We start from the raw sequence: 19,803 nt of genomic DNA, 5'->3' as shown, positions 1-19,803 counted from the left end.
CCTGGCTTCAAGCGCTTATTGCCCAAGAGGTTTTCCGCCATGAACACGCCGACCGCCGCCCTGCTTTGCCTGCTCCTGCTGTGCAGCAGTGCAGGCGCGCGCGCCGACGACCTGATGGAAAACGACGACCTGGCGCCCTCCAGCGCCGACCTCGGCGAGCTGCCACCCCCCGTGGGCCAGCAAGCCCTGATCGAGCAGATCGGCCAGGCCAACCTCGCGCTGCTGCAACAGAACGGTCAGTCGCTGCTTGGGCGGATCGTGCAGTCGGGCAGCAATCAAGAAGCTTACATCCTGCAACAGGGCAGCGACCTCATGGCCTTGATCACCCAGAACGGTTCCGGCAACGCCGCATCGATCACCCAAAACGGCAGCCACAACCGCGCGCAGATTTCGCAAAACGGCAACAACAACGACGCCAGCATCGAGCAGGCCGGCGCGGGGCTGCAAAGCGCCGTGACCCAGTCGGGCAACGGCATGAGCGTTTCGGTCAAGCAATATCGTTAAAGCACTGCACTCATCGGAGAGTTAATCATGTTCAAACTGACGCCCCTCACCGCCGCCCTCCTGGTCATGATCAGTGCCCAGGCCATGGCCGACGACAGCCTGTCCACCCAGAACCAGGCCGGTACTGCCAACATCGCCGATGTGAAGCAGACCCAGGCCCCGTTCAGCACCGCCACCCAGACCCAACTGGGCCAAGGCAACAACGCCGCCGCCCTGCAAGACAACGCCACTAGCGTGATCACCCAAGACGCGGTCGGTGACTACAACGCCGGTTACGCCGAGCAACTGTTCGAAAACAACAGTGTCATCACCCAGCAGCAAGCCGGCGCGTTCAACACCAGCCACGCCAGCCAGTCGCTGGGCTTCGGCGCCGGCAACCAGGCCCTGCAACAACAGCAAGGCACCGGCAACTTCTCGTTCGTCTATCAAGACTCGCAGAACGGCAGCGAAGCCAAAACCTTCCAATACGGCGACGGCAACGAAGCCAACATCGAGCAACTCTATGAAGGCACCGGCAACAGTTCGGTGATCACCCAGTACGGCACCGCCAACTACGGCACCGCCGAACAGGTCACCCACAACGGCGGGCAGATCGGCATCAATCAGGCTGGCGAAGGCAACTACGCCTATGGCGACCAGCGCGACGGCACCGGCGGCAACATCACCATCAACCAGTTCGGCAACCTCAACGGCACCGAGATCTGGCAAGACGCACAACTCGCCAGCCAGGCCACCGTCAACCAGTACGGCGACAGCAACGAAACCGTGGTCGATCAAAGCTTCGGCGAAAACAACAGCGCCGCCGTCACCCAGGTCGGCAACACCAACGCCATCTATGCCGACCAGTTCGAGTCGGTCAACTCGACCCTGGCGCTGTACCAGGTCGGCAACGGCAACGTGCACTACACCTACCAAAGCGGCGACAGCCACGTCCTCAACGCCACATCGGTAGGCAACGACAACAAGGTCTACGCCAGCAACTGGAAAGGCCCGCAAACCGGCGGCCAATTCGGCAGCAACCAGCGCGCCAACATCACCCAGGCCGGCACTGGCAACATCGCCAGCTTCACCCAGGATGGCGTCGGCCAGATCATGACCACCAGCCAGACCGGCACTGGCAACAAAACCACGGTCAAACAGGCTGACTCCTACAACGAGCTGTACTTCGATCAGAACGGCAGCGACAACATCCTGATCTCCGATCAGCGCGGCACTAACAACCTGATCCAGGGCTCATCGAACGGCACCGGCAACAGTGCTGAGTTTGATCAATCCGGGACAGGCAACCAGGCGTACACCGCGCAGCTGTATGGCAGCGACAACATGATCACGGTCAAACAGGCTGACACCATGAACGTGGCGTACGTGACCCAGGGCGGGACGGGGAACATTGCCAATGTCGATCAGAGCGGGATGACGCAGACGGCGAACATTCAGCAGTTCGGGTCGGCTAACCAGGCGAGTGTTTTGCAGCAGTAAGGGTTGAGTGTTGATGAACCGCGATTCTCTGGTGAAGAGGGTCGCGGTTTTTTTGTGGGCTGACGTAACCACACGCGCGGCTTGCCAGACCAGCCGAGTCCTACAGAAAAAAGAATGCTTTTACCAAATCCATGGTGTTTTCCTACCACTTCTGGCGGTTGGCGGTCGGAAGTACGGCGTCTAGGATTCTTCGGGACAAATTGATCCTCATGGAGCTTGACCAACGTGCTATTCATCCAGCCAGCGACGACAGCAAATGCTTTACCGAATAGACTTCGAGGCATTAAACCCGGAGGTGCCATGATCGACCCGTCTTTAATCGACCCACTGTGCCCAGTCGTTTCAGATCTTGACCCTGAAGAGCAAGCCGCGAGCTATGACCGCTGGTTAATCGCCAAAGTGCAGGCTTCAATGAATGATCCACGACCGAGCATTCCAAATGATCAGGTTATGGTCGAGATGCGTGCCCTGATGGAAGCAAAGCGTAAAAAATACGATGCAGGTTGAGTGGCAGCCCGAAGCTCGGGCTGAACTCCTGAAAATCCTTGATTACATCAGTGACCGGAACTTAGTAGCGGCTGACAGACTTTCCCAAGCTATCGAAGGCGCTACGGTTACCCTTGCTCAACATCCACACCTCTATCGAATAGGTCGAGCGCCCGGCACTCGCGAGATGGTTGTGCACCCCAATTACCTGATCATTTATCAAGTGGTGGGTCGGATAAATATTTTGAGCGTTTTGCATGCGCGTCAGGAATATCCATAACGCAGACCGAAAAATGCCGGCAGACCAACGTAATTATTTTGTTAACGACAAAAACGCGACCTTTTCGAGGGTCGCGTTTTTTGTTTCCCATCCTTCCTGAGTTATGGGGAACTCTTGGGTGGTGATTCCGAGCAACTCAAAGAGTCAGCCCAGTCCTGCACTGCTTGATCATCAATAAAGCGACCAGCATCCACATCGGCCAACGCTTCCAAGGTCAGACGGCGCTTTTCTACTTCCTGATCGTTTTGGATCTTCGGGGAATTAGCCATCCTTCAACTCGACGTGATCCAGCGCTTGATTGACTGCCAGTTCACCCAGCATCACGACTTGTGCAATACCGAGCGCGGTCTTGCGGTGTGAGGGCGGCAGCGAGGCGGCGAAGTTGTTGAGCATTTCACTGGCCGAACCGAGGGTTTCGCTGGCGTTGGCCAGTAGAGACTCGGTGTTGTACCTGGGGTTGGCGAAGTACATGGGCTCCGGCTCGTTAGTGCTGGACATGATCGGAGCGGAAGGATTGAGGTAGTAATCGAGCGCACGGTCGGCGGCTTCGTGGAGTTTTTTGCTGTCGACTGAGGCGTAGGGGGATGTGGTGTCGGTGGTGATTTCTGATTCTGGCGGATTGGGTGTTGGTTTTTTCATGATTATTTACCCTGTATGACGGTTATAGCTGGCCCCCCCATTCGGTTTCCAAGCGAATAGGTGGCAGCTGTACGCAGGTTGGAAACCCGGGACAGAGGCAACCCGGCAGACACAAGGTCTCCCACGCACAGCCGCCATAACAAAGTGCACACAGTGAAGGTGCGCAAGGATACGTTATGAATGGCGCTTGTGCGCTCTGTAGTTACTCGGGTTTCCATGCCCGGCCGCTGAATTGGCAGCGACGAACACAGGCTAGAGACCGGACGTCCGACGGACAACCTGAAAACATTGTGGGAAGGTTCCGTAGATTCAGACACTTTTTTAAACAAACTTCAGATCGTAACCCTCACCCTAGCCCTCTCCCGGAGGGAGAGGGAACTGACCGAGTGGTTTGGTGGAAGTACGCCGACGTGCGCTATCGCGTTGAACTCGGACTTTGAAAAGCACACAAATCGGCCCCCTCTCCCTCCGGGAGAGGGCTGGGGTGAGGGGCAAATCCACCACAAATCCAAAGCCGACCACGCTCACCACTCAACAGGATGAGCGTTAGCTCGGCTGCTGCTTTTGATCTTGATCCACCGGCCCCGTCGGCAGGCTGAGTGGAGGGATTTATCCGGGGGGGGAGCGCAGCGACTGTTTGGCGAAGCCAAACACATCGAGAGGAGGTGCAGCGAAGCAAACCGGAGGCGATGCCCCCGGATCAATCCCGGAGCGAAGGAACCCCGAGCCTCAGCGAGTGGGCCGAACGTTGGGGCAAGCCTTTTTTTGCTTACTTTTTTGAGGCGTTTGTCAAAAAAGTGAGTCGCCGTCAGGGCGAAACCCTAAGCAGCCGTTACCGCAGCAACGGATATGTACTCAATCAACAAGAACCTGGTCGGCCCAAAGGCCGCCACGTTCACTCAACGTCAGCCTCAGCCTCAGCCCCCGGATCAACCTTGTTCTGACTCAAATACCGATTCAAAACATCATCCTGAGAAGGCGAAGAACTATCCCCCGCCACCTGCCACAACCGCCGCTCAATCCCCTGCGCCACCATATGCCCCACCGCCGCCTCAATCGCCGACAACACACACAACTGCGCCGGCTCATTCGTCGTATAACCCACCTCGGCCTCGAGCAACTTCTTGAACTCGATAAACTTGAACACCCCGGCACTGCGCGCCACCGAATAAATCGTCTTGCTGGTCATCACATTCGACAACACCTGCCCACTGCGCACATCCACCGCACGCAAGTTGACGGTCACCTGATCCACCCGATACTCCCGGGAAATATCAATCCCCAGATACCGCGCCCCTTCCCCACCACTACGCACATTCGTGTCGTAAGCGATGATCCCGCCCTCAAGCATCATGTTCGCCGCCTGCAACGGTGGCAGCTCACCCTGAATATTCACCGGCGTATTCGGCTTCTTCTGCGAGGCGCGAATAATCTTGCGCTCGGTCAGAAGGTTCTGCAGCCCTTCGCGCTCCAGCACCACAAACCAGCCACTGGCCTGCATCGCGTCCATCAACATCGAGGCCGCGCCCTGAGTCACGCTGGTGGAAAACGAACTCGCCGGCGTCGGCTTGTACTGCCCGGTCTGGTCACGGAAGCCGTACACCACCGCCATCAAACGCCCCTTGGGTCGCGGCATCTTCAGCAAGTCGTAGTAGGTCGAGGCCCTGGGGGTCAGGGTCGGGGTTTCGGTGTCCTGCTCGGCCGACATCGGCTCACGCAGACTGCACCCTTGCAATGTCGCCAACATCAGCCCTAGCGCGATGATCTTTTTCATGTCCGTCTCTCCCCGGAACCGTCAGCCCGTCATGGGTTGAGGCCGTTCACCTGAATTTCCGAAACTTCACCAGTCGCTCGGTCGGTCACTTCAATGCTCAGTGCCCCGGAGTCGTCGATGACGTTGACGATAAAAGAGTCGGTGGACAGGCTCCCCGTGTTGCCGGTGGAGATGTTGTCCAGCAACTGCCCTAGCAGCCGCGATTGCAATTGACTGGTGAAGCGTTCCAGCGCCGAGGTGCCGGCCACGGTCGAGCGGCTTTTGAGGTCCGGGTCGTCGTGATCGTTTTGCGCCTGGGCGTTGTTGAGCAACCAGGTGCCGTTGAGCGGGTTGCCGCCGAACGACGGGTTGACCGGCGTGTAGACCAGTTCGGTGGCCTGGACGGCGGCAGCGCTGGCAAGGCCGATCAACAACCCCGAGATCCAGAATCCGCTGCGCCGTGAGAACGTTGTGGTTTTCATAGTTCGTCCTTCTCAAGGTCGGTGGTGTCCTGCAACAGAGCCTCCAGCTTGCGCTGGACAACCTGGCGTCGAACCCAGTCAGCGGCCGCGTAGGCCTCTTCCTTCAGTTCCACGGTGTTCGGCGGCAGGAAGCGCCGATACACCAGGCGTTGCTGATATTCCACGGTCACCAGGCTGCCCCAGCGCGCGTCGGGCCGCTCGCGCACCACCAGGTTGAAATCCATCCGGCTGGTGTCGCGCAGGCGTTCACTGAACGAGTAGTAAAAGTCGTGGCCGATGTGCGAGATCGTGTCGTCGACGATGAAGCCCATCAATTCATCCTCTTCAGCGGCGTGAGCGCAGCCCACCACGACACTGAGGATCAGCGCGCACATCCACTGGCGGCTCATGGCTGCAACGCCTGCGGCAAGACCGACTGGCCTTTTGCCGGGCCGTTGGTGCCGTCGAGGAAGGCTTTTTCGGCAACGAACTGCCAGTCCGAATAACGCTGCATGCCTTGAAAATCCGACCACTGCGTGGGGAAGTCCGCCTGCTTCAACGGCACCTCGGTCGAAGGGCTGTTGAGGCCGGTGATGCGTCCGTCAAAACCCCGTTGCAGTGCCCATTCACCTTTACCGATCGGGTCCGGATAGAGCTGACGCAGATGATGCCGAGCCTCCGGAAAACGCTGATCGTCGAGCAGGTCAGCGAGCTCTTTCGGGTACTGCGCCAGCCCCGGCGAACTGCGGTAGTAGCTGCGCAGCGCCTGGGCATATTGCGTGCCGACCCAGAGCAATTGCTTCTCGCGGTCGCGGCGCGAGGCGGTCGACCACAACTCGCCGGCACTGGCCAGGCCCATGCCCATCACGACGATCAGGAACAGCACGCCCAGGTAGGTGAAGCCACCCTGCTGCGCGCGGTTACCACTCGGAATACTGGCTGCCATCACGCGCCCTCCCGTTGGCACCGCTTTTGATATCGGCCACGCCGCCCGCGACGCCTTCCGGTGGCGCGATCAGCACCCACAGGTCTTTGCGTTCGGTGATCGGGTCCAGTGGCGCGTTGCGCAGGTAACGTTGTTCGATCAATTGCTCGATGGAATCGGGGTAGCGCCCGGTGTCGCCGTAAAAGTGATCCAGCGCTTCGCGCATCGCCGACAGGCTCTGGCGCAAAGTGGTTTCCTTCGACGCTTCGAGGCTGTTGAAGTAGCGCGGCAGCGCGATGGTCATCAGCGTGGCGATGATCGCCATCACCACCATCAGCTCCAGCAAGGTAAAACCTTTTTCCCGGCGCATGAGGTTCACCACTCGCGGTAGGCGATGCCGTTGAGGCCCTTGCCGCGCGCCGTGGAGTAGACGTCGAACACGTCCTCGCCATCGCGCGGGTTTTGAGCCGAACTGTTGTAGGCGCGCACGCCCCAACCCCCTTCGTCATCACGTTTGGCCGGCACCAGCGGATCGCGCGGGATACGGCGCAAAAAGTAGAACTTGGCCCCTTTGGCGCTGCGCACATCACGCACCCCTTCGACCAGCACTTGCAGGTTCGGCGGGTAGCCGCTGCTGTTCATCGACTTCTCGATATAACCGGCATCGAAGGCACGTTTATAGGCGTCGATGCCATCGCGAATCTGATACAGCGCGGTGCGCAAATCCTGCTCCTTGCCGCGCCGCACCACGGTCTCGGTCAGTGGCGCGGCCATGCTCGCCAACAGGCCGATCAGGGCCAGCGTCACCACGACTTCGATCAAGGTAAAACCGCGCTGGGAGGCGTTCATGATCAAGGCTTCTCGACGGTGACACGGGTGGTCGCCACGGCCGAACTGCCGACAGCGCGAGGCTGCACAACAGGCGCTGGCGCGGTGTAGGTTTGCATCGAGCGATCCGGCGCCTGAATGTGCATGCTGGTTTCGGTGCCGGTGGAGAACTCCATGTCCGAGGGGCTTTGATACGGCAGGTTGCGCACGATCCGTGGGGTGATCGACAGCACCAGCTCCGATTTGCCGACGGTGTCCTTGTTGCTGCCGAACAGTCGGCCAATGCCAGGTATGTCGCCAAGGCCCGGAATCTTGTTGCCGGTGGCGCCGTGGTCGTTGCGCATCAGGCCGGCGAGGATCTGCGTTTCGCCGTCATGCAGGCGCAGCGAGGTCTGCGCGTTGCGGGTGTCGACCTGCACCGGGATCGTGCCCTGGCGGGTCGGTTCCAGCGGCGTGGCGTTACTCACTTCCAGAGCAATCTTGATCGCCACTTCGTTGTTCAAATGCACGGTCGGTTGCACTTCGAGCTTCAGACCGACATCCAGGTAAGTCACGCTTTCAGTGATCACCGGGCCTTGGGTTGAAGGCACTGAGGTGGCGCTGATGATCGGCACGCGCTGACCGATGTGGATACGCGCCTGCTCACGGTTGCTGACCCGAATCACAGGGCTGGCGAGGGTGTTGATGTCGTTGTCCTGCGCGTTGATCTTGGCCTGTGGCGATGGCGATATGCTGATGCGGCTGGAGTTGATGCCTTTGAGTTGATCAAGCAGGGTCACCGCCGAACCGTCGCTGTTGACCACACCAAAGGTGTTCGGCCATTGCAGGCCAAGGTCGAGAATGCGCTGGGTGGCGACCTCCATCACTTCCACTTCCAGCACCACTTCGGGGTTGGACTGGTCTTGCGATTGCAGGAGTTTTTCCGCCATGCGCACGGCGTCTTCGGTGTCGCGCATGGTCAGGGTGTTGAGGCGTTCGTCGACGAACACGTCGCGGGTCTTGAGCATGGTTTTGACCATGTTCAACGCGGTGTTGGCATCGATGCTGGTCAGGTAGAAGGTGCGCATCACCAGCTCTTGATAGTCCTTGAGCTTCTGTGGCGAATCCGGGTAGATCAGCAGCGTGTTTTCGTTCACCACTTTCTGGTGCAACTGGTTCTGTTGCAGCAACAGTGTCACCGCGTCTTCGATGCGCACGTCACGCACGAAGATCGTCGCTTTCATGTCCGGGCGCAGGTCTTTGTCGAAGATGAAATTCAGGCCGGCGACCTGCGACAGCACTTCGAAAATGGTTTTGAGGTTGGCTTCGCGAAACTCCAGGGTTACCGGGCGGTCGAGCTTGGTGCGCAGTTGCGGATACGGGATCACGTTGCGGCTCTGCACCAGGCGAATGTTGCCTTGCAGCTCCAGCGCACCTTCGTTGGTCGGGTCGAGTTCGAGGATCTGTTTGACCTGGCGGTCGGCACCGTAGATGTCACCCCGGCGCAAGTCGCCACGGGCCAGTTCAAGCTTCTCGTCCATGCTGCGCAGGTAGTCGAGTTGGCGCAGGGCATCCTGGGCGCGGCGGTTGTTCGGCTCGATGGTCAACACGCGGTTGTAGGCGGTGCGCGCCGAGGCGAAATCGCGGCGTGAGCGGTCGGTGTCACCGGAGGTCAGCAATGCAGTGATCGCCTTGGCCCGGCCGCTGTTGAGCAGCTGGTGCAACTCGGTGTCGCGAGGATCCTCGCGCAAGCCTTCCTCGACCCGGGCCAGCCCGGCCTCGTATTGGCCCTGCTCGATCAGGTCGGCAGCTTCCTTGTTGGCCACCTGCGCAGAACTGCACGCGGCCAGCCCGGCGCAGAGGCCCAGGCTCATCAGTAAAAGGGATCTGTTCATTGCGTACTCCCCACAGACAAGGTCTGCGACAAATGCAAAGGCAGGTAGACCAGACTCAATTCCAGTTCGGAAATGCCGGTGATCTTCCAGGTGTCGTCGATCACATCCCCGTTGCGCACGACGTAGATCTTTTCGCCGCTCTGCAAAAACACTTGCAGGTCGCTGCGGTCATGCAGCTTGCCGACGAACTGAAACGGCACCGGTGGCAGGCTCGGGGCAGGCACCACCGGGGTTGGCGTAATCGCTTGTTCAGTGACCGTGGCCAGGGTTGGCGCGGCCTTCCAGCTCTTGGTGGCGAACAGATCACCGGCCGGGCTCAAGTCCTTGATCGGCGCCGCTTTGACTTTGCCGCTGCTGGCCGGCAACGCACCACGGCTGGCGCTTTTCGCAGGCGTCGCTACGGCCACTTCAGCCGAATCGGCGTCTTCGCTCGGCGAGAGAAATTCCGGCAACCAGGCCAGCGCCGCCGCCACGCCGAAGAACGCCACCCAACCTGTCACGCGCTTGGTATTCATCACGACCTCGACAGGTAAAGGGTCATACGGATCCGGCCGTTGAGGTCGGTGTCGCCAATCTTTTTGCGTTGAAACTCGACGTCTTCCACCACCACCGCCGGCAACTGACCGAGCAAGGCGTGCAGGAAGCGGCGCAGTTGCGGATAGCTGCCGCGCACCGGCAGCAGAATCTGGTAGCGCGCCAGATGGGTTTTCGGATCGACGCCGAGGGCGTATTCGCCGCGTGCCAGGGTGATGTGTTCCTGGGCGGCGAGCGCGTAGATGCGGTCGATGGCCACGGTGGCCTGCGGCTGCGCCGGCAGCTTGTTGCGGAAGTCGTCGAGCTGACGCTGTGGCACCACCGGCGGCGCGATGCTGCCGTCCTCCACCTTGGCCAGATACTCGCTGGCTTCCTGAGTCTGCTGGTTCAGGTGCTGCAACGATTGCCAGCCCGGCAGCAAGCCGCCCAGCGCCCAGATCAGCGCGATCAACAACAGCGCCAGCCCGGCCAGACCCGGCAGGCCAAGGCCTTGCAGGTATTCGTGGACGATCAGTCTAGGGATTCGCATCGCCAATCTCCCAAGTCGCCGACAGGTTGAATTGCACCGGTTGTTCCGGTGATTTGACGACAATTTCATGGCTCAGCAGCGACACGTCGGACAGCTCGTCGCTGGCTTCCAGACGCTTGTGGAAAGCCAGCATCGCTGGCAGATCCCGCGCTTCGGCGCTGATCCGTAATTGGCCCTTGCGCGCATCCGGCGTCAGGGTCAGCAGCGCGATGTCCTCGCGGGGCATGGCCTCAAGCATGGCGAACAGGCGTTCCCACGGGCGGCGCAGTTGCTGCGAGACCTTGCGCATTTCCGCAAGGTTTTGCGCTTGCTCACGGGTTTCGGCCGGGCTCAAGGTGCTTTTGCTGGCGCTGTCGCCGGTGAGCTGGCGTTGCGTGGTTTGCAAATGACCTTGCTGTTGTTCGGCCTGGGCATCGAGGTGCTGTTGCACGCCGAAGCACAGCAGCGCCAGCAACGCGCCGCCGCCGAGCAGGCTCCAACCCAACAGACCGGAGCGTGGACGTGGCTGAAAGTCGAGGTTGAGGGCGCGCATATCAGGCCACCGCCCGGGACATGACGTACAAGCCGTCACGCACGGTCATCGAGTCGTCTTCAAGGGTGCGCAGTTGCACCCCGGCCACGTCCGGATGCGCATCGAGGCGCGCCGGGGCATGCAGATAAACGTTGAAGGCGCGTTCGCTGGTCGACGCCTGCAACTGCCGTTCGCGACCGATCAAGGCACTGAGCGCTGCATCGCTGTCGCTGCCACCCGCCGAGCGCACGCCGGCCCAACGCCCTTCCCGGGCCAGCAGCAACACGCTGCGTTGCGGCTCGGCGACCACGAAGAGGAAGTCGCCGGCGTCGAGGCTTTTGTCGAAACGGTTGAACGCCGTCATCAGGTATGGCTGCACCGAGCGCAGGCGCACACCACGGCCGCTGACCAGTGCCCGCAGGCGATCGAGCAAGTCTTGCGGCAAGGCGCTGGCGATGCGGTCGTAACCGGCAGGCTCGGCAGACAACACCAGAGTCCAGGTTTGCGTCGGCACGCCGAACAGGTCTTCAAAGCACAGTTGGGCGAAGCCCCTCAGCTCATCCGGGCTGCTGATTTGCGCGCTCCACGGCACCAGACAGAAACGGCTGAAGTGGCCGGAGATCACCACGCTCAATTCGGCACCGGCGCGGGCGTGTTCGCCGAGCAGACGGTCGAGGGTGTCCAGCGCCACCGCGTAGCTCTGGAAGCCTTCGTCGATGTAACCGACGCTGCCCAGCCACAGGGTTTCACTGCCCCGCCGCTGCCCCAGGCCAACACCGCTGGCGCCGAGCACGGCGACAAAATGTTCACGAGATAAAAGTGACACGATTGATCTCCTCCAGCGTGGTGCGACCTTGTTCCACCAGCTCCAGCGCCGATTCGCGCAGCAGGCGCAAACCACGGGCACAGGCCAGGGCTTTGATTTTGGTGATGGGTTGGCGCTCGACGATCATCTGCCGCAGCTCGTCGTCCAGGTGCAGCAACTCGGCAATCGCCGTGCGCCCGCGATAACCGCTGCCCCGGCAGTGGCCGCAGCCTTTGCCGTGAACGAAGTGGTAGTGGTCGACTTTCTGCGGGTCGAGGCCCGAGGCGCGCAGTTCTTCATCGCTGGGGTTGACCGGCGCGCTGCAACTGCTGCACACCAGCCGAATCAGGCGTTGGGCGAGGATCGCGTTGAGCGCCGAGACCAGGCTGTAGGGGTCGATTTCCATTTGGGTGAAGCGGCCAATCACGTCGAAGACGTTGTTGGCGTGGATGGTGGTGAACACCAGGTGCCCGGTCAGTGCCGATTGCACGGCGATTTGCGCGGTGTCCGGGTCGCGGATTTCGCCGACCATGATCTTGTCCGGGTCGTGACGCAAGATCGAGCGCAGCCCCCGGGCGAAGGTCAGGCCTTTTTTCTCGTTGACCGGGATTTGCAGCACCCCCGGCAACTGATATTCGACCGGGTCTTCGATGGTGATGATCTTGTCCACGCCGTGGTTGATCTCGGTGATCATCGCGTAGAGCGTGGTGGTCTTGCCGCTGCCGGTCGGGCCGGTGACCAGGACCATGCCGTAGGGTTCGGCGGCGAGGCGCCGTAACTGGCGCAGGGTCTCGTCTTCAAAGCCTAGCGCTTGCAGTTGCACGCCGCAGACCTTGTCGGCCAGATCCTGTTTGTCGAGCACCCGCAGCACCGCGTCTTCGCCGAAGATGCTCGGCATGATCGATACCCGGAAGTCGATCTGCCGGCCACTGATGCCGATCTTGAAGCGACCGTCCTGCGGTACGCGTTTCTCGCCGATGTCCAGTTCGGCCATGACTTTGACCCGCGAGATCACCTGTTCGGCAAACTCGGCGCCCTGGACTTTGCTGATGTTGTTGAGCACGCCGTCGATGCGGTACTTGATCACCAGACCGTGGCCGGTAGTACCGAGGTGGATGTCGCTGGCGTGCATTTTCAGCGCATCGTAGAGGGTCGAGTTGACCAGTTTCACCACGCTGCTGGCGTCTTCGCTGATGCTGGTCAGCGACAGGCTTTGCAGGGTGTCGATCTCGCTGTGGGTGTCGCCCTGGGCGTTCAGCGATTCGACGGCGTGAAAGCTCTCTTCGTGGCGTGCCAGATAGGCCTTGAGGTCGTCTGCGTGTACCAGATGCAGCGGCGCCCCGTGCAGGCAATCGTCGATCCAGGCCAGCCGCGCCGAATCAAAGGGGTCGGCAAACACGCCGATGACTTCGTCGTTGTGGCGCAGCAGGATGAATTCACGTTTGAGGCATTGTGCGAGGGTGACCCGGTCGAATACCGGCGTCGATTGAAACAGGCTGTCGGTGTCGAGCACCGGGTAATGCAGGGTGGCGCCGAGGCAATCAATGAACGGCATCGGCGCCAGTTCGCACAGCACGCCGAGCGCATCAAGAACGCGTTCCCCGGAACTGGCGGCCCGCGCCCGGGCCTGGGCCAACTGCTCACTGGAAAAGCGTTGCGGTGCGCTTTCCACCACCAGCGGTTCGACGACAACGGACAGACGTTCCATGGTTTGCTCTCCAACCGGGGCTTAAAGCCCTGTCGGCGCGACAAACCCTGGCGGCAAATGCCGGAACGTCTGATCGCGCCACTACTCCCCGGTGAGCATTTGATCGTCGTCCGGTGCCTTGGATGGCGACTGTCGTCGTCGATCCGCCAGCACCCAACTGCCATCGTACAACTGCAACGGGAAGCTCTCGGTCCTGCTCTGGCGTCGTTCGACGAAACCCTCGGAAGGGTTCGCACCGGGTTTCGCTTCGCGCTTGAACCCCAGAAGGTCGCAGACAGCTCGGGCCAGTTCCGCCAATGGAAACGGTTTGAACAGGATGTGGCTGACTTCCAGTTGCCGTGCCCGCTCACAGACTTCAGCGGTCGGGTGACCCGTTATCAGCACAAAATGACACGCCCTGTTCTGGCGGACCGCGTCGAGCACCTCAAAGCCTTCCATATCGGGCAAGCGGTAATCGAACACCAACACGTCGGGGGCAAACGTTTCGGCTGAACCGATACCCGTCGCTCCGTCATGTGCAATCCGGACGTCCAGCCCCTGCGCCGACAGATAATCCTGAAGATTCTGTGCAAGCAGCTGTTCGTCTTCGACAACCAGTACTTTGTTAACCAAGGTCGACTCCTTGAAACCCGCAAGTCCGAAAACTGAACCCGCTGGAGTGCGCCTTACCATGGGTAACGCACACTTCATGCCAGGCTGAGTGCCGGTAAATTTTAGTCTTCATGTCCTTGAATTTCATGACAATGCCCGCTCGTCCCGGTACCCCGTTCCCCAAAAACGGGGAAGCACCTGAATGGGCATCGAAGCCATTCCCCACTAATGGGGGGGAACCTTCAATCGTCGTCAATTCGTTCGATCCTGTTCTGCGCCCGCAATTGCGCGAGCACTTGGCGACGAGCCTGGGTCTGTTGCTGTCGGGCAAACTCGCCCGTGACTGCTTCCAGCCCCTCTGATTGTGGGACATCGCTCGCCTCCAACTGGTTCTGCAAATAAATCAGATGCCAACCAAACGGTGATCGCACCGCACCGCTGGCAAACCCCGAAGCGCTGATGATAGACGCTCGCATCTGATTTAAGCGTAGACGTGCCTGAGCCTGCGTGGCGGCATCGGCGTTCGGCGCGACTTTGATCAAGACGTGCCTCGTCTGGGTGAACCGCTGCCGGATCAGGTCGGCGAACATCTGCTGCGCGGCCAGTTCGCGACGCATGTACTCGACGTACGAGGCTTCATCGAAACCCGCCTCCTGCAAACGCCGGTTGAAGTTCTCGGTGCCGCCGATTGTAGTGCGAGTCTGTTCGACCTGTCGGCGCACGCTTTGCTCGTCAATCACCACGCCACGTTTGCGCGATTCCTGCCACAGCAGCTCTTTGTCGATCAGCGCATCGAGCGCGGCCTGACGCAGCTGTTTATAGGCTTTGGGATTGCGAATGCTCGCCACCGCGCGGCCCTGATCTTCCAGGTACTCGGCGAAGAACCGCTCAAGGCGAAACTCGGAGATTTCCTCGCCATTGACCCGCGCGGCCGCTGGCCCATTGTTGGCCAAGGCTACGGGCAACCAGCATGTCAGCAACAGCATTAACGTTCTGAGCTTCATGATCAGAGCCTCCGTTCAGGGGCTGGCAACAATCGGTTTATAGGGTGCAACCAGATAAAAGCGCTGATCCGGTAAATCCACCGTGACGACATGCGCGCCGCTCAACCCCAGGCGTCGTCCGGGGCCGAAATTGAGGCGCGGGGTCAGACCGGTGTCGAAGTCGTGCAGGCCTTCCAGCGCGGCCACCAGCTTTTCGCGGCTGGCATCGCGTCCGGCCTGTTTCATGCCTTCGCTGAGCAGCAACATCGAGGCGTAGGCGCCGACCTGCAGCACTGCGTGCTGAGCGCCAAGGCCTTGATGCTCGCGCAGCAACGTCAGGGCCATGCGTCCGCTCTGGGTCCAGTCGCTCGGTACGAACGGATAGGCGAGGAACACCCGCCGGGAAAAGCCGTCCGGCACCTGCATCAGATCCCCGGCCACCTGGCTCGAGGCGGCGAACAGGTACGGCACCTGCCCGGCACTTTGCAAGCGTGTGGCCAGGCGGCTGAAGCCAGCGCCGCTGCCCAGATAGAAGACTGAACGCGAGCCCAACGGCAGCGCATCCGCCGCCGGGTCATAGACGTGTACCTGAACGTTCTGCCAGCCGTGACCCTGCAAATACTGACCAAGGGTTTGCGCCGCTTGCGTCTGCGTGGGGTCGTCCGCACAGGCAATCAGCGTCGGCCCTTGCAGCACGCGCAGGCTGGCCGTGGCGTAATCGGCCAGGGCAATCAGTTGCTCGCGCAATCCGGGCAACGGTTCGAAAATCTGCGCACTGGCCTGCACCGAGCCGAGCAGCGACAACGGCCCGATCAGCGGCACGCCGGCCTGCTCCAAACGGGTTGCCAACGCGCTGTCGAGGGCCGGCGCCAGCGGCGCGATCAGGGCGAACACCTGTTCCTGCTCGATCAGTCGCTGCAACGCCTGTTCGGCACTGGCGCGATCCGGGCCGGGGTCGATCACCGTCAGGCGCAACTGCCGGCCATGAATGCCGCCCGCCTGATTGATCCGCGCGACACTGCCGTTGAGCACCGCCGCCACCGTGGCGCCCTCCTCGGCTAACGGTCCTTGGCTGGGCAGTAACGTACCGAGGCGCAAGGTCTCGGTATCGAGACCGGGGTCGCGCTCATCGGCCAGGCGTTTAAGGTAGGCGGTGAGGTTGCGCTGATCCTTCATCGACAGCAGAAAGCGCGGCATGCTCGGGTCGAGACGGTTGTTGCCGGGGTCACGTCCCTGCTGAATCACCCTCGCCACGCTGCTGTCGGTGTAGGCCGGATAGTGGCGGCCGTTGACCTGTTGCTGGCCATAACTGCTGGTAAGACGCGACCAGTTCAACGCCGGCGGACGCACCCCGCCTTCGGGCCGGCCGAGGCCATCGGCGCCGTGGCAGTTACTGCACGGCAGACTGGTGGCCGGCAGCAACACATCCGCCGCGCCGACCCGCGCCATGATCGCCTCGCCACTGGCCGACAAGCCTTCGCGGTACAGGCGCTTGCCCGCCGCTTCTTCGGGCGTCAGCGGCAGCGCCGTCGCGCCAAAGCTGACGCTGGCGAGCAGGAACAGGGCGAGAACGCGGCAGCGCTTCATGGTGCGAGCTCAACGGCCAGCCACGGGCATTGTCAGCAACTGCAAGCGCTGGGCAATGGCGGCGGCCGGGGCATCGGGGCGGATTTTGCTCCAGCGTTTGTTGGCGACATCGCCGACGATCAACTGCGTGGAGTGTTGTTCCGGTGTCGGAATGATCTGGCCGATACGGCTCAACACCAGGTCCATCTGCGCCTTGTCGCCGGTAAGAAAAAGCCAATGAGGGTCATCGGAACCCTGCTTCAAGGTGTAAGCCTTGAGCACCGCCGGCGTGTCGCGCAGCGGGTCACTGGTAAGGGAAATAAAGGTGATGTCCTGAGCCTTGTCACCCAGCAACTCGCGCACTTCCTTGAGTTTGCGGGTAATCAACGGGCAGGCATCGTTGCAACTGGTGAAAATCACGTTGAGCAGCACCACGCGGTTTTGCAGCGCGTCGCTATAGAAGCGCAGGGTTTCACCGTTCTGATCCTGCAACGGCGTATCGGTGAACCAGGTTTTAGCGTCGCGGGTGCCTGTGGCCGGTGCCGCCGCAACGCTTTCAGTTGCGGTGGCAGAAGCCTCGGGAGCATGGCCTTCGTGGGCAACGGCGACGTTGCCGAAAATGCACAAGCACGCGGTCAGGGAAATCCAGTCGAGGGCTCTCATGGCTGTTGCTCCATGGCAATGGCGGTGTGTTTGGCGTGGGTGCGCAGGCCGCTGAGCTTTTCCACTTCCTTGGACAGCAGCGCCGGATCGGTGAAGCCGTAATAGCGGGTCCAGTGGCGGCTGTCGCCATCACCGACGAGGATCAGCGGCTGATGACTCTTCAAGTCACCGCTGAAACTGCCCAGCCCCTTGAGGGTTTCGGTGATCGATTGCGACGAGCCGGTCAACCAGCTCCAGCCCGGGCCGCGCTGGAAGGCGCGGGCGTATTCCTGCAAGCGTTTCGGGTCATCGCGTTGCGGATCAACGCTGATCGACACCAGTTGCACTTCAGTGCCGACCCGTGCGCCCAGCTGCTTTTGCACCTTGCCCATGATCGAAGACACCACCGGGCACACCGTGGTGCAACTGGTGTAGATGAAGCTCATGACAACGATTTTGCCCTGCACCAGATCCTGCTCCAGGCGCACGTTTTTGCCGTTTTGATCGAGCAACGAGACGTTGGCGAATTTGACTTGAGCGTTTTCCTGCGAGTTGCTGGGGACGGCTGCTTTGTGCCCGGCATGTTCGTCGGCGGAATGGGCCTGAGCCTGGTGAATGCCCACGCTCAGCAGGCACAGGGTCAACAGGCCACGGGATGCAAATCGGTTCATGTCGAAATTCCTCTTCATGAGAACGGATCAACGCGTCTGGCCCGGGGCTACCCGAACACTGGCAAAGGTCTTGTCATCGAAACCGGCACCCAGCGATGCCGCACGCACATGCAGGTACCAGGCGCCGCTGCGATCAAGGGTCACCGGCGCTTCGTACACGCCATCGGCAACTTCCCGTGCCGCCACTTCGCGGGGGTGCGAGGTCGGTGCGAGGAAGTAGCGCAACTGCACGTCTTTCACGCCGCTGCGTTGGACTTTCTGCTTGCCCTGAACGATGCGAAAACGCACCACGTAGGGGTCATTGAGCGCTACGGCAGTCTTGTCGAGCAGAAACTCGACCTTCGGCTGCCCAAGGTGTTTTGCCACCGTGCCATCGGCTTCGATTTGCGCCGTGAAGCAGTGAATGATGTTCGGTTGATTGAGCAGGAACGCCACGTCGAAACGCCCCGCTGGCGGCAGTTTCACCCGCGCGCTGTACAGCCCCGGCGACACTTCGCGCAGGCTGCGGTCGATGACCATGGCCGCCCGCGCAATCTGCCCCCGGTTGGGGTAACCGGACATTGGCGCGTTCATGCCTTCGGCGTAGAAATAGGTGGTGTTGTCCACCGGGTTGACCACGAACACTGCGTTGTCATCGCGCGATACCGCCAGGCTTGAGGCCAGCGGCAAATCCCCGGCCATGCGCGGCGGTTGGGGGCCGGCTTGAAAACCCTGGCTGATCGGCTGGCGGCCTTCACCGAGCGAGGCCAGATTGATCATGGTGACCTTCGGCGAGGCCAGTCCGCGCACGTAGGCATAGGCCTTGGTGAACACCACTTGATAGGGTTCTGCGGACACGTCGAGGTCGTGGATCGCCGAGTCGTTGGCCGCATCGATGATCGAGGCGCGGTTTTCCACGGTGTTGAGCACCACGCCGAAGCGGCCGTCAGCGCTGAAACCCATCGGGCCGAGGCCTTGCTGGAGCGGGATAACCCGGCGCACGGCATGGCTGTTGCCGTCAATCACGGTCACGGTGCCGTCCTTGCCATCGGCCACGTAAACCGCGCCGGACAATGGCGAGTACGCGACCGACAGCGGGCTGGAGCCGGTTTTGACTTGCTTGAGGATGTTCAGGCTGGCGATATCCACCACGCTTACGTTGCCGTCGTCACGGTTGCTGACGAAGGCAAAACGGCTGTCCTTGCTGAAGCTGATTTCGTGATGGCCACGGCCGGTGGCCAGATGTTTGAGGGTTTTGAGGCTCTGAGTGTCGATCACCGTCACCCCGGACTCTTCGGCTTTGCTCGCGTTGTTGCCGACCCACAACAGACGTTCGTCCGGTTGCAGTGCCACGCGCACCGGTTGGCTGCCAGCGGCAATCGAGTCGAGGACTTTGAATTGTTCGCTGTCGATCACCGCCACTTCGCCTGCAGTGGGCATCGACACGAATACGCGTTTGTTGTCTTTGGGCGTGACCCAGTCCATCGGCGGTTGCTTGAGTTCGATCCGCGCCATGGTGCTGGTGATGCCGCCGACTGACACCGAGGGATCGACCACGGCAATGCTCGCGTCGCGGTTCATCACCAACAGGTAATAACTGTTGAGATCGAGCAGTGGCCGCGCGCCGATGTTGGATTTGAGGAACACCCCGACCCGGGATTTGCAGCTTTTTTCGCGACCCTGGGCCAGATCGGCGGCGACGGTTTCAGGGTCGACCCACGCCCCCGGCGCCACACCGGACAACGGCTGGCCGGAGGCGCTGTCGGTGATGCGGAACTGCACGTCGGCGAACTCGCCTTCACGCAGTTTGCCGTCAGCGGCCAGCGGCTGGAGCTTGAAGTCCACCGCCACGCCATCGCGTTTCAGCACCTGGTCGGTCTCGGATTGCGCCAGTGCGATCTCACCCAGTGTGAGCAACGCACCCGCGATAGCCAGCGCACAAACACCGATGACGTTGATGATCCTGTTCATACCGCACTCCCCTTCAAATCCAATCCAGACGATACGGTTCCTGTAGGAGCGAGCCTGCTCGCGATGGCATTTCAGCTACACCAT

General features: G+C 61.0%; 23 protein-coding genes and 1 pseudogene. 4 read left to right on the top strand and 20 right to left on the bottom strand.

What is annotated here, in order from left to right:
• Window positions 1-39: 39 nt before the first annotated feature.
• From ACA043_RS11125 to ACA043_RS11110, 4 genes are all read left to right on the top strand, one after another.
• Window positions 40-504 (top strand): curlin, encoded by a 465-nt coding sequence (locus ACA043_RS11125; RefSeq protein ID WP_401265765.1) that lies wholly within the window; start codon window positions 40-42, stop codon window positions 502-504.
• Between the two features lie 27 nt (window positions 505-531).
• Complete coding sequence (locus ACA043_RS11120) at window positions 532-1,983, top strand: curlin (RefSeq protein WP_401265767.1); 1,452 nt, start codon at window positions 532-534, stop codon at window positions 1,981-1,983.
• Window positions 1,984-2,283: 300 nt separating this feature from the next.
• On the top strand, window positions 2,284-2,490 hold the full coding sequence (gene relB, locus ACA043_RS11115) for a type II toxin-antitoxin system RelB family antitoxin (RefSeq protein WP_401265770.1): 207 nt from the start codon (window positions 2,284-2,286) through the stop codon (window positions 2,488-2,490).
• Window positions 2,480-2,749: a type II toxin-antitoxin system RelE/ParE family toxin gene (locus tag ACA043_RS11110; protein ID WP_083368636.1), complete on the top strand. Its 270-nt coding sequence runs from the start codon at window positions 2,480-2,482 to the stop codon at window positions 2,747-2,749. The genes relB and ACA043_RS11110 overlap by 11 nt, the downstream gene beginning before the upstream one ends.
• A 101-nt stretch (window positions 2,750-2,850) precedes the next feature.
• Here the strand turns inward: ACA043_RS11110 and ACA043_RS11105 are convergent.
• From ACA043_RS11105 to ACA043_RS11010, 20 genes and pseudogenes are all read right to left on the bottom strand, one after another.
• A pseudogene (locus tag ACA043_RS11105) lies at window positions 2,851-2,991 on the bottom strand (hypothetical protein); the annotation flags it as partial.
• A 19-nt stretch (window positions 2,992-3,010) separates the two neighbouring features.
• A complete protein-coding gene (locus ACA043_RS11100) occupies window positions 3,011-3,388 on the bottom strand; it encodes a DUF6124 family protein (protein ID WP_489880819.1) in 378 nt (125 codons plus the stop codon).
• A gap of 895 nt (window positions 3,389-4,283) precedes the next feature.
• Window positions 4,284-5,162: a CsgG/HfaB family protein gene (locus ACA043_RS11095; protein ID WP_187677014.1), complete on the bottom strand. Its 879-nt coding sequence runs from the start codon at window positions 5,160-5,162 to the stop codon at window positions 4,284-4,286.
• 29 nt (window positions 5,163-5,191) lie between these two features.
• Window positions 5,192-5,623: a curli assembly protein CsgF gene (locus tag ACA043_RS11090; protein ID WP_489880820.1), complete on the bottom strand. Its 432-nt coding sequence runs from the start codon at window positions 5,621-5,623 to the stop codon at window positions 5,192-5,194.
• Complete coding sequence (csgE, locus tag ACA043_RS11085) at window positions 5,620-6,012, bottom strand: curli production assembly/transport protein CsgE (RefSeq protein ID WP_187677012.1); 393 nt, start codon at window positions 6,010-6,012, stop codon at window positions 5,620-5,622. Before csgE ends, ACA043_RS11090 begins: the two co-directional genes overlap by 4 nt.
• The gene (locus ACA043_RS11080; RefSeq protein WP_401265775.1) at window positions 6,009-6,548 is read right to left on the bottom strand and encodes a type II secretion system protein; all 540 of its coding nucleotides are present in this window, start codon (window positions 6,546-6,548) and stop codon (window positions 6,009-6,011) included. The genes csgE and ACA043_RS11080 overlap by 4 nt, the downstream gene beginning before the upstream one ends.
• Window positions 6,523-6,897 (bottom strand): type II secretion system protein, encoded by a 375-nt coding sequence (locus tag ACA043_RS11075; RefSeq protein WP_305442477.1) that lies wholly within the window; start codon window positions 6,895-6,897, stop codon window positions 6,523-6,525. Before ACA043_RS11075 ends, ACA043_RS11080 begins: the two co-directional genes overlap by 26 nt.
• A gap of 5 nt (window positions 6,898-6,902) precedes the next feature.
• The gene (locus ACA043_RS11070; RefSeq protein ID WP_187677009.1) at window positions 6,903-7,376 is read right to left on the bottom strand and encodes a type II secretion system protein; all 474 of its coding nucleotides are present in this window, start codon (window positions 7,374-7,376) and stop codon (window positions 6,903-6,905) included.
• Window positions 7,377-7,378: 2 nt separating this feature from the next.
• Window positions 7,379-9,229, bottom strand: a complete 1,851-nt coding sequence (locus ACA043_RS11065) for a secretin GspD/PilQ domain-containing protein (RefSeq protein ID WP_497659207.1) — start codon at window positions 9,227-9,229, stop codon at window positions 7,379-7,381.
• On the bottom strand, window positions 9,226-9,744 hold the full coding sequence (locus ACA043_RS11060) for a hypothetical protein (protein ID WP_401265782.1): 519 nt from the start codon (window positions 9,742-9,744) through the stop codon (window positions 9,226-9,228). The genes ACA043_RS11065 and ACA043_RS11060 overlap by 4 nt, the downstream gene beginning before the upstream one ends.
• Window positions 9,744-10,292: a GspMb/PilO family protein gene (locus tag ACA043_RS11055; RefSeq protein ID WP_187677006.1), complete on the bottom strand. Its 549-nt coding sequence runs from the start codon at window positions 10,290-10,292 to the stop codon at window positions 9,744-9,746. The genes ACA043_RS11060 and ACA043_RS11055 overlap by 1 nt, the downstream gene beginning before the upstream one ends.
• Window positions 10,279-10,824, bottom strand: coding sequence for a PilN domain-containing protein (locus ACA043_RS11050; RefSeq protein WP_187677005.1), 546 nt, complete (start codon window positions 10,822-10,824; stop codon window positions 10,279-10,281). Before ACA043_RS11050 ends, ACA043_RS11055 begins: the two co-directional genes overlap by 14 nt.
• A gap of 1 nt (window position 10,825) precedes the next feature.
• The gene (locus ACA043_RS11045) at window positions 10,826-11,629 is read right to left on the bottom strand and encodes a hypothetical protein (RefSeq protein WP_497617531.1); all 804 of its coding nucleotides are present in this window, start codon (window positions 11,627-11,629) and stop codon (window positions 10,826-10,828) included.
• Entirely contained in the window at window positions 11,610-13,316 is a 1,707-nt protein-coding gene (locus tag ACA043_RS11040) for a GspE/PulE family protein (RefSeq protein ID WP_401265789.1), read from the bottom strand. The genes ACA043_RS11045 and ACA043_RS11040 overlap by 20 nt, the downstream gene beginning before the upstream one ends.
• Before the next feature lie 81 nt (window positions 13,317-13,397).
• The gene (locus tag ACA043_RS11035; RefSeq protein WP_187677002.1) at window positions 13,398-13,928 is read right to left on the bottom strand and encodes a response regulator; all 531 of its coding nucleotides are present in this window, start codon (window positions 13,926-13,928) and stop codon (window positions 13,398-13,400) included.
• Window positions 13,929-14,149: 221 nt separating this feature from the next.
• On the bottom strand, window positions 14,150-14,911 hold the full coding sequence (locus ACA043_RS11030) for a SurA N-terminal domain-containing protein (RefSeq protein ID WP_187677001.1): 762 nt from the start codon (window positions 14,909-14,911) through the stop codon (window positions 14,150-14,152).
• Window positions 14,912-14,926: 15 nt separating this feature from the next.
• A complete protein-coding gene (locus ACA043_RS11025) occupies window positions 14,927-16,477 on the bottom strand; it encodes an ABC transporter substrate-binding protein (protein WP_401265793.1) in 1,551 nt (516 codons plus the stop codon).
• 9 nt (window positions 16,478-16,486) lie between these two features.
• Window positions 16,487-17,119 carry an SCO family protein gene (locus tag ACA043_RS11020; protein WP_401265794.1) on the bottom strand — a complete coding sequence of 211 codons (633 nt, stop codon included), beginning with the start codon at window positions 17,117-17,119 and terminating at the stop codon, window positions 16,487-16,489.
• Complete coding sequence (locus ACA043_RS11015; RefSeq protein ID WP_497659206.1) at window positions 17,116-17,769, bottom strand: SCO family protein; 654 nt, start codon at window positions 17,767-17,769, stop codon at window positions 17,116-17,118. The genes ACA043_RS11020 and ACA043_RS11015 overlap by 4 nt, the downstream gene beginning before the upstream one ends.
• 27 nt (window positions 17,770-17,796) lie before the next feature.
• Window positions 17,797-19,719, bottom strand: a complete 1,923-nt coding sequence (locus tag ACA043_RS11010) for a YncE family protein (RefSeq protein WP_497659205.1) — start codon at window positions 19,717-19,719, stop codon at window positions 17,797-17,799.
• Window positions 19,720-19,803 lie beyond the last annotated feature (84 nt).

This window comes from Pseudomonas sp. LBUM1648 (assembly GCF_059716145.1).
Note: the sequence above shows the minus strand (reverse complement) of the source record. Positions and strands in the feature narration are given on the sequence as shown.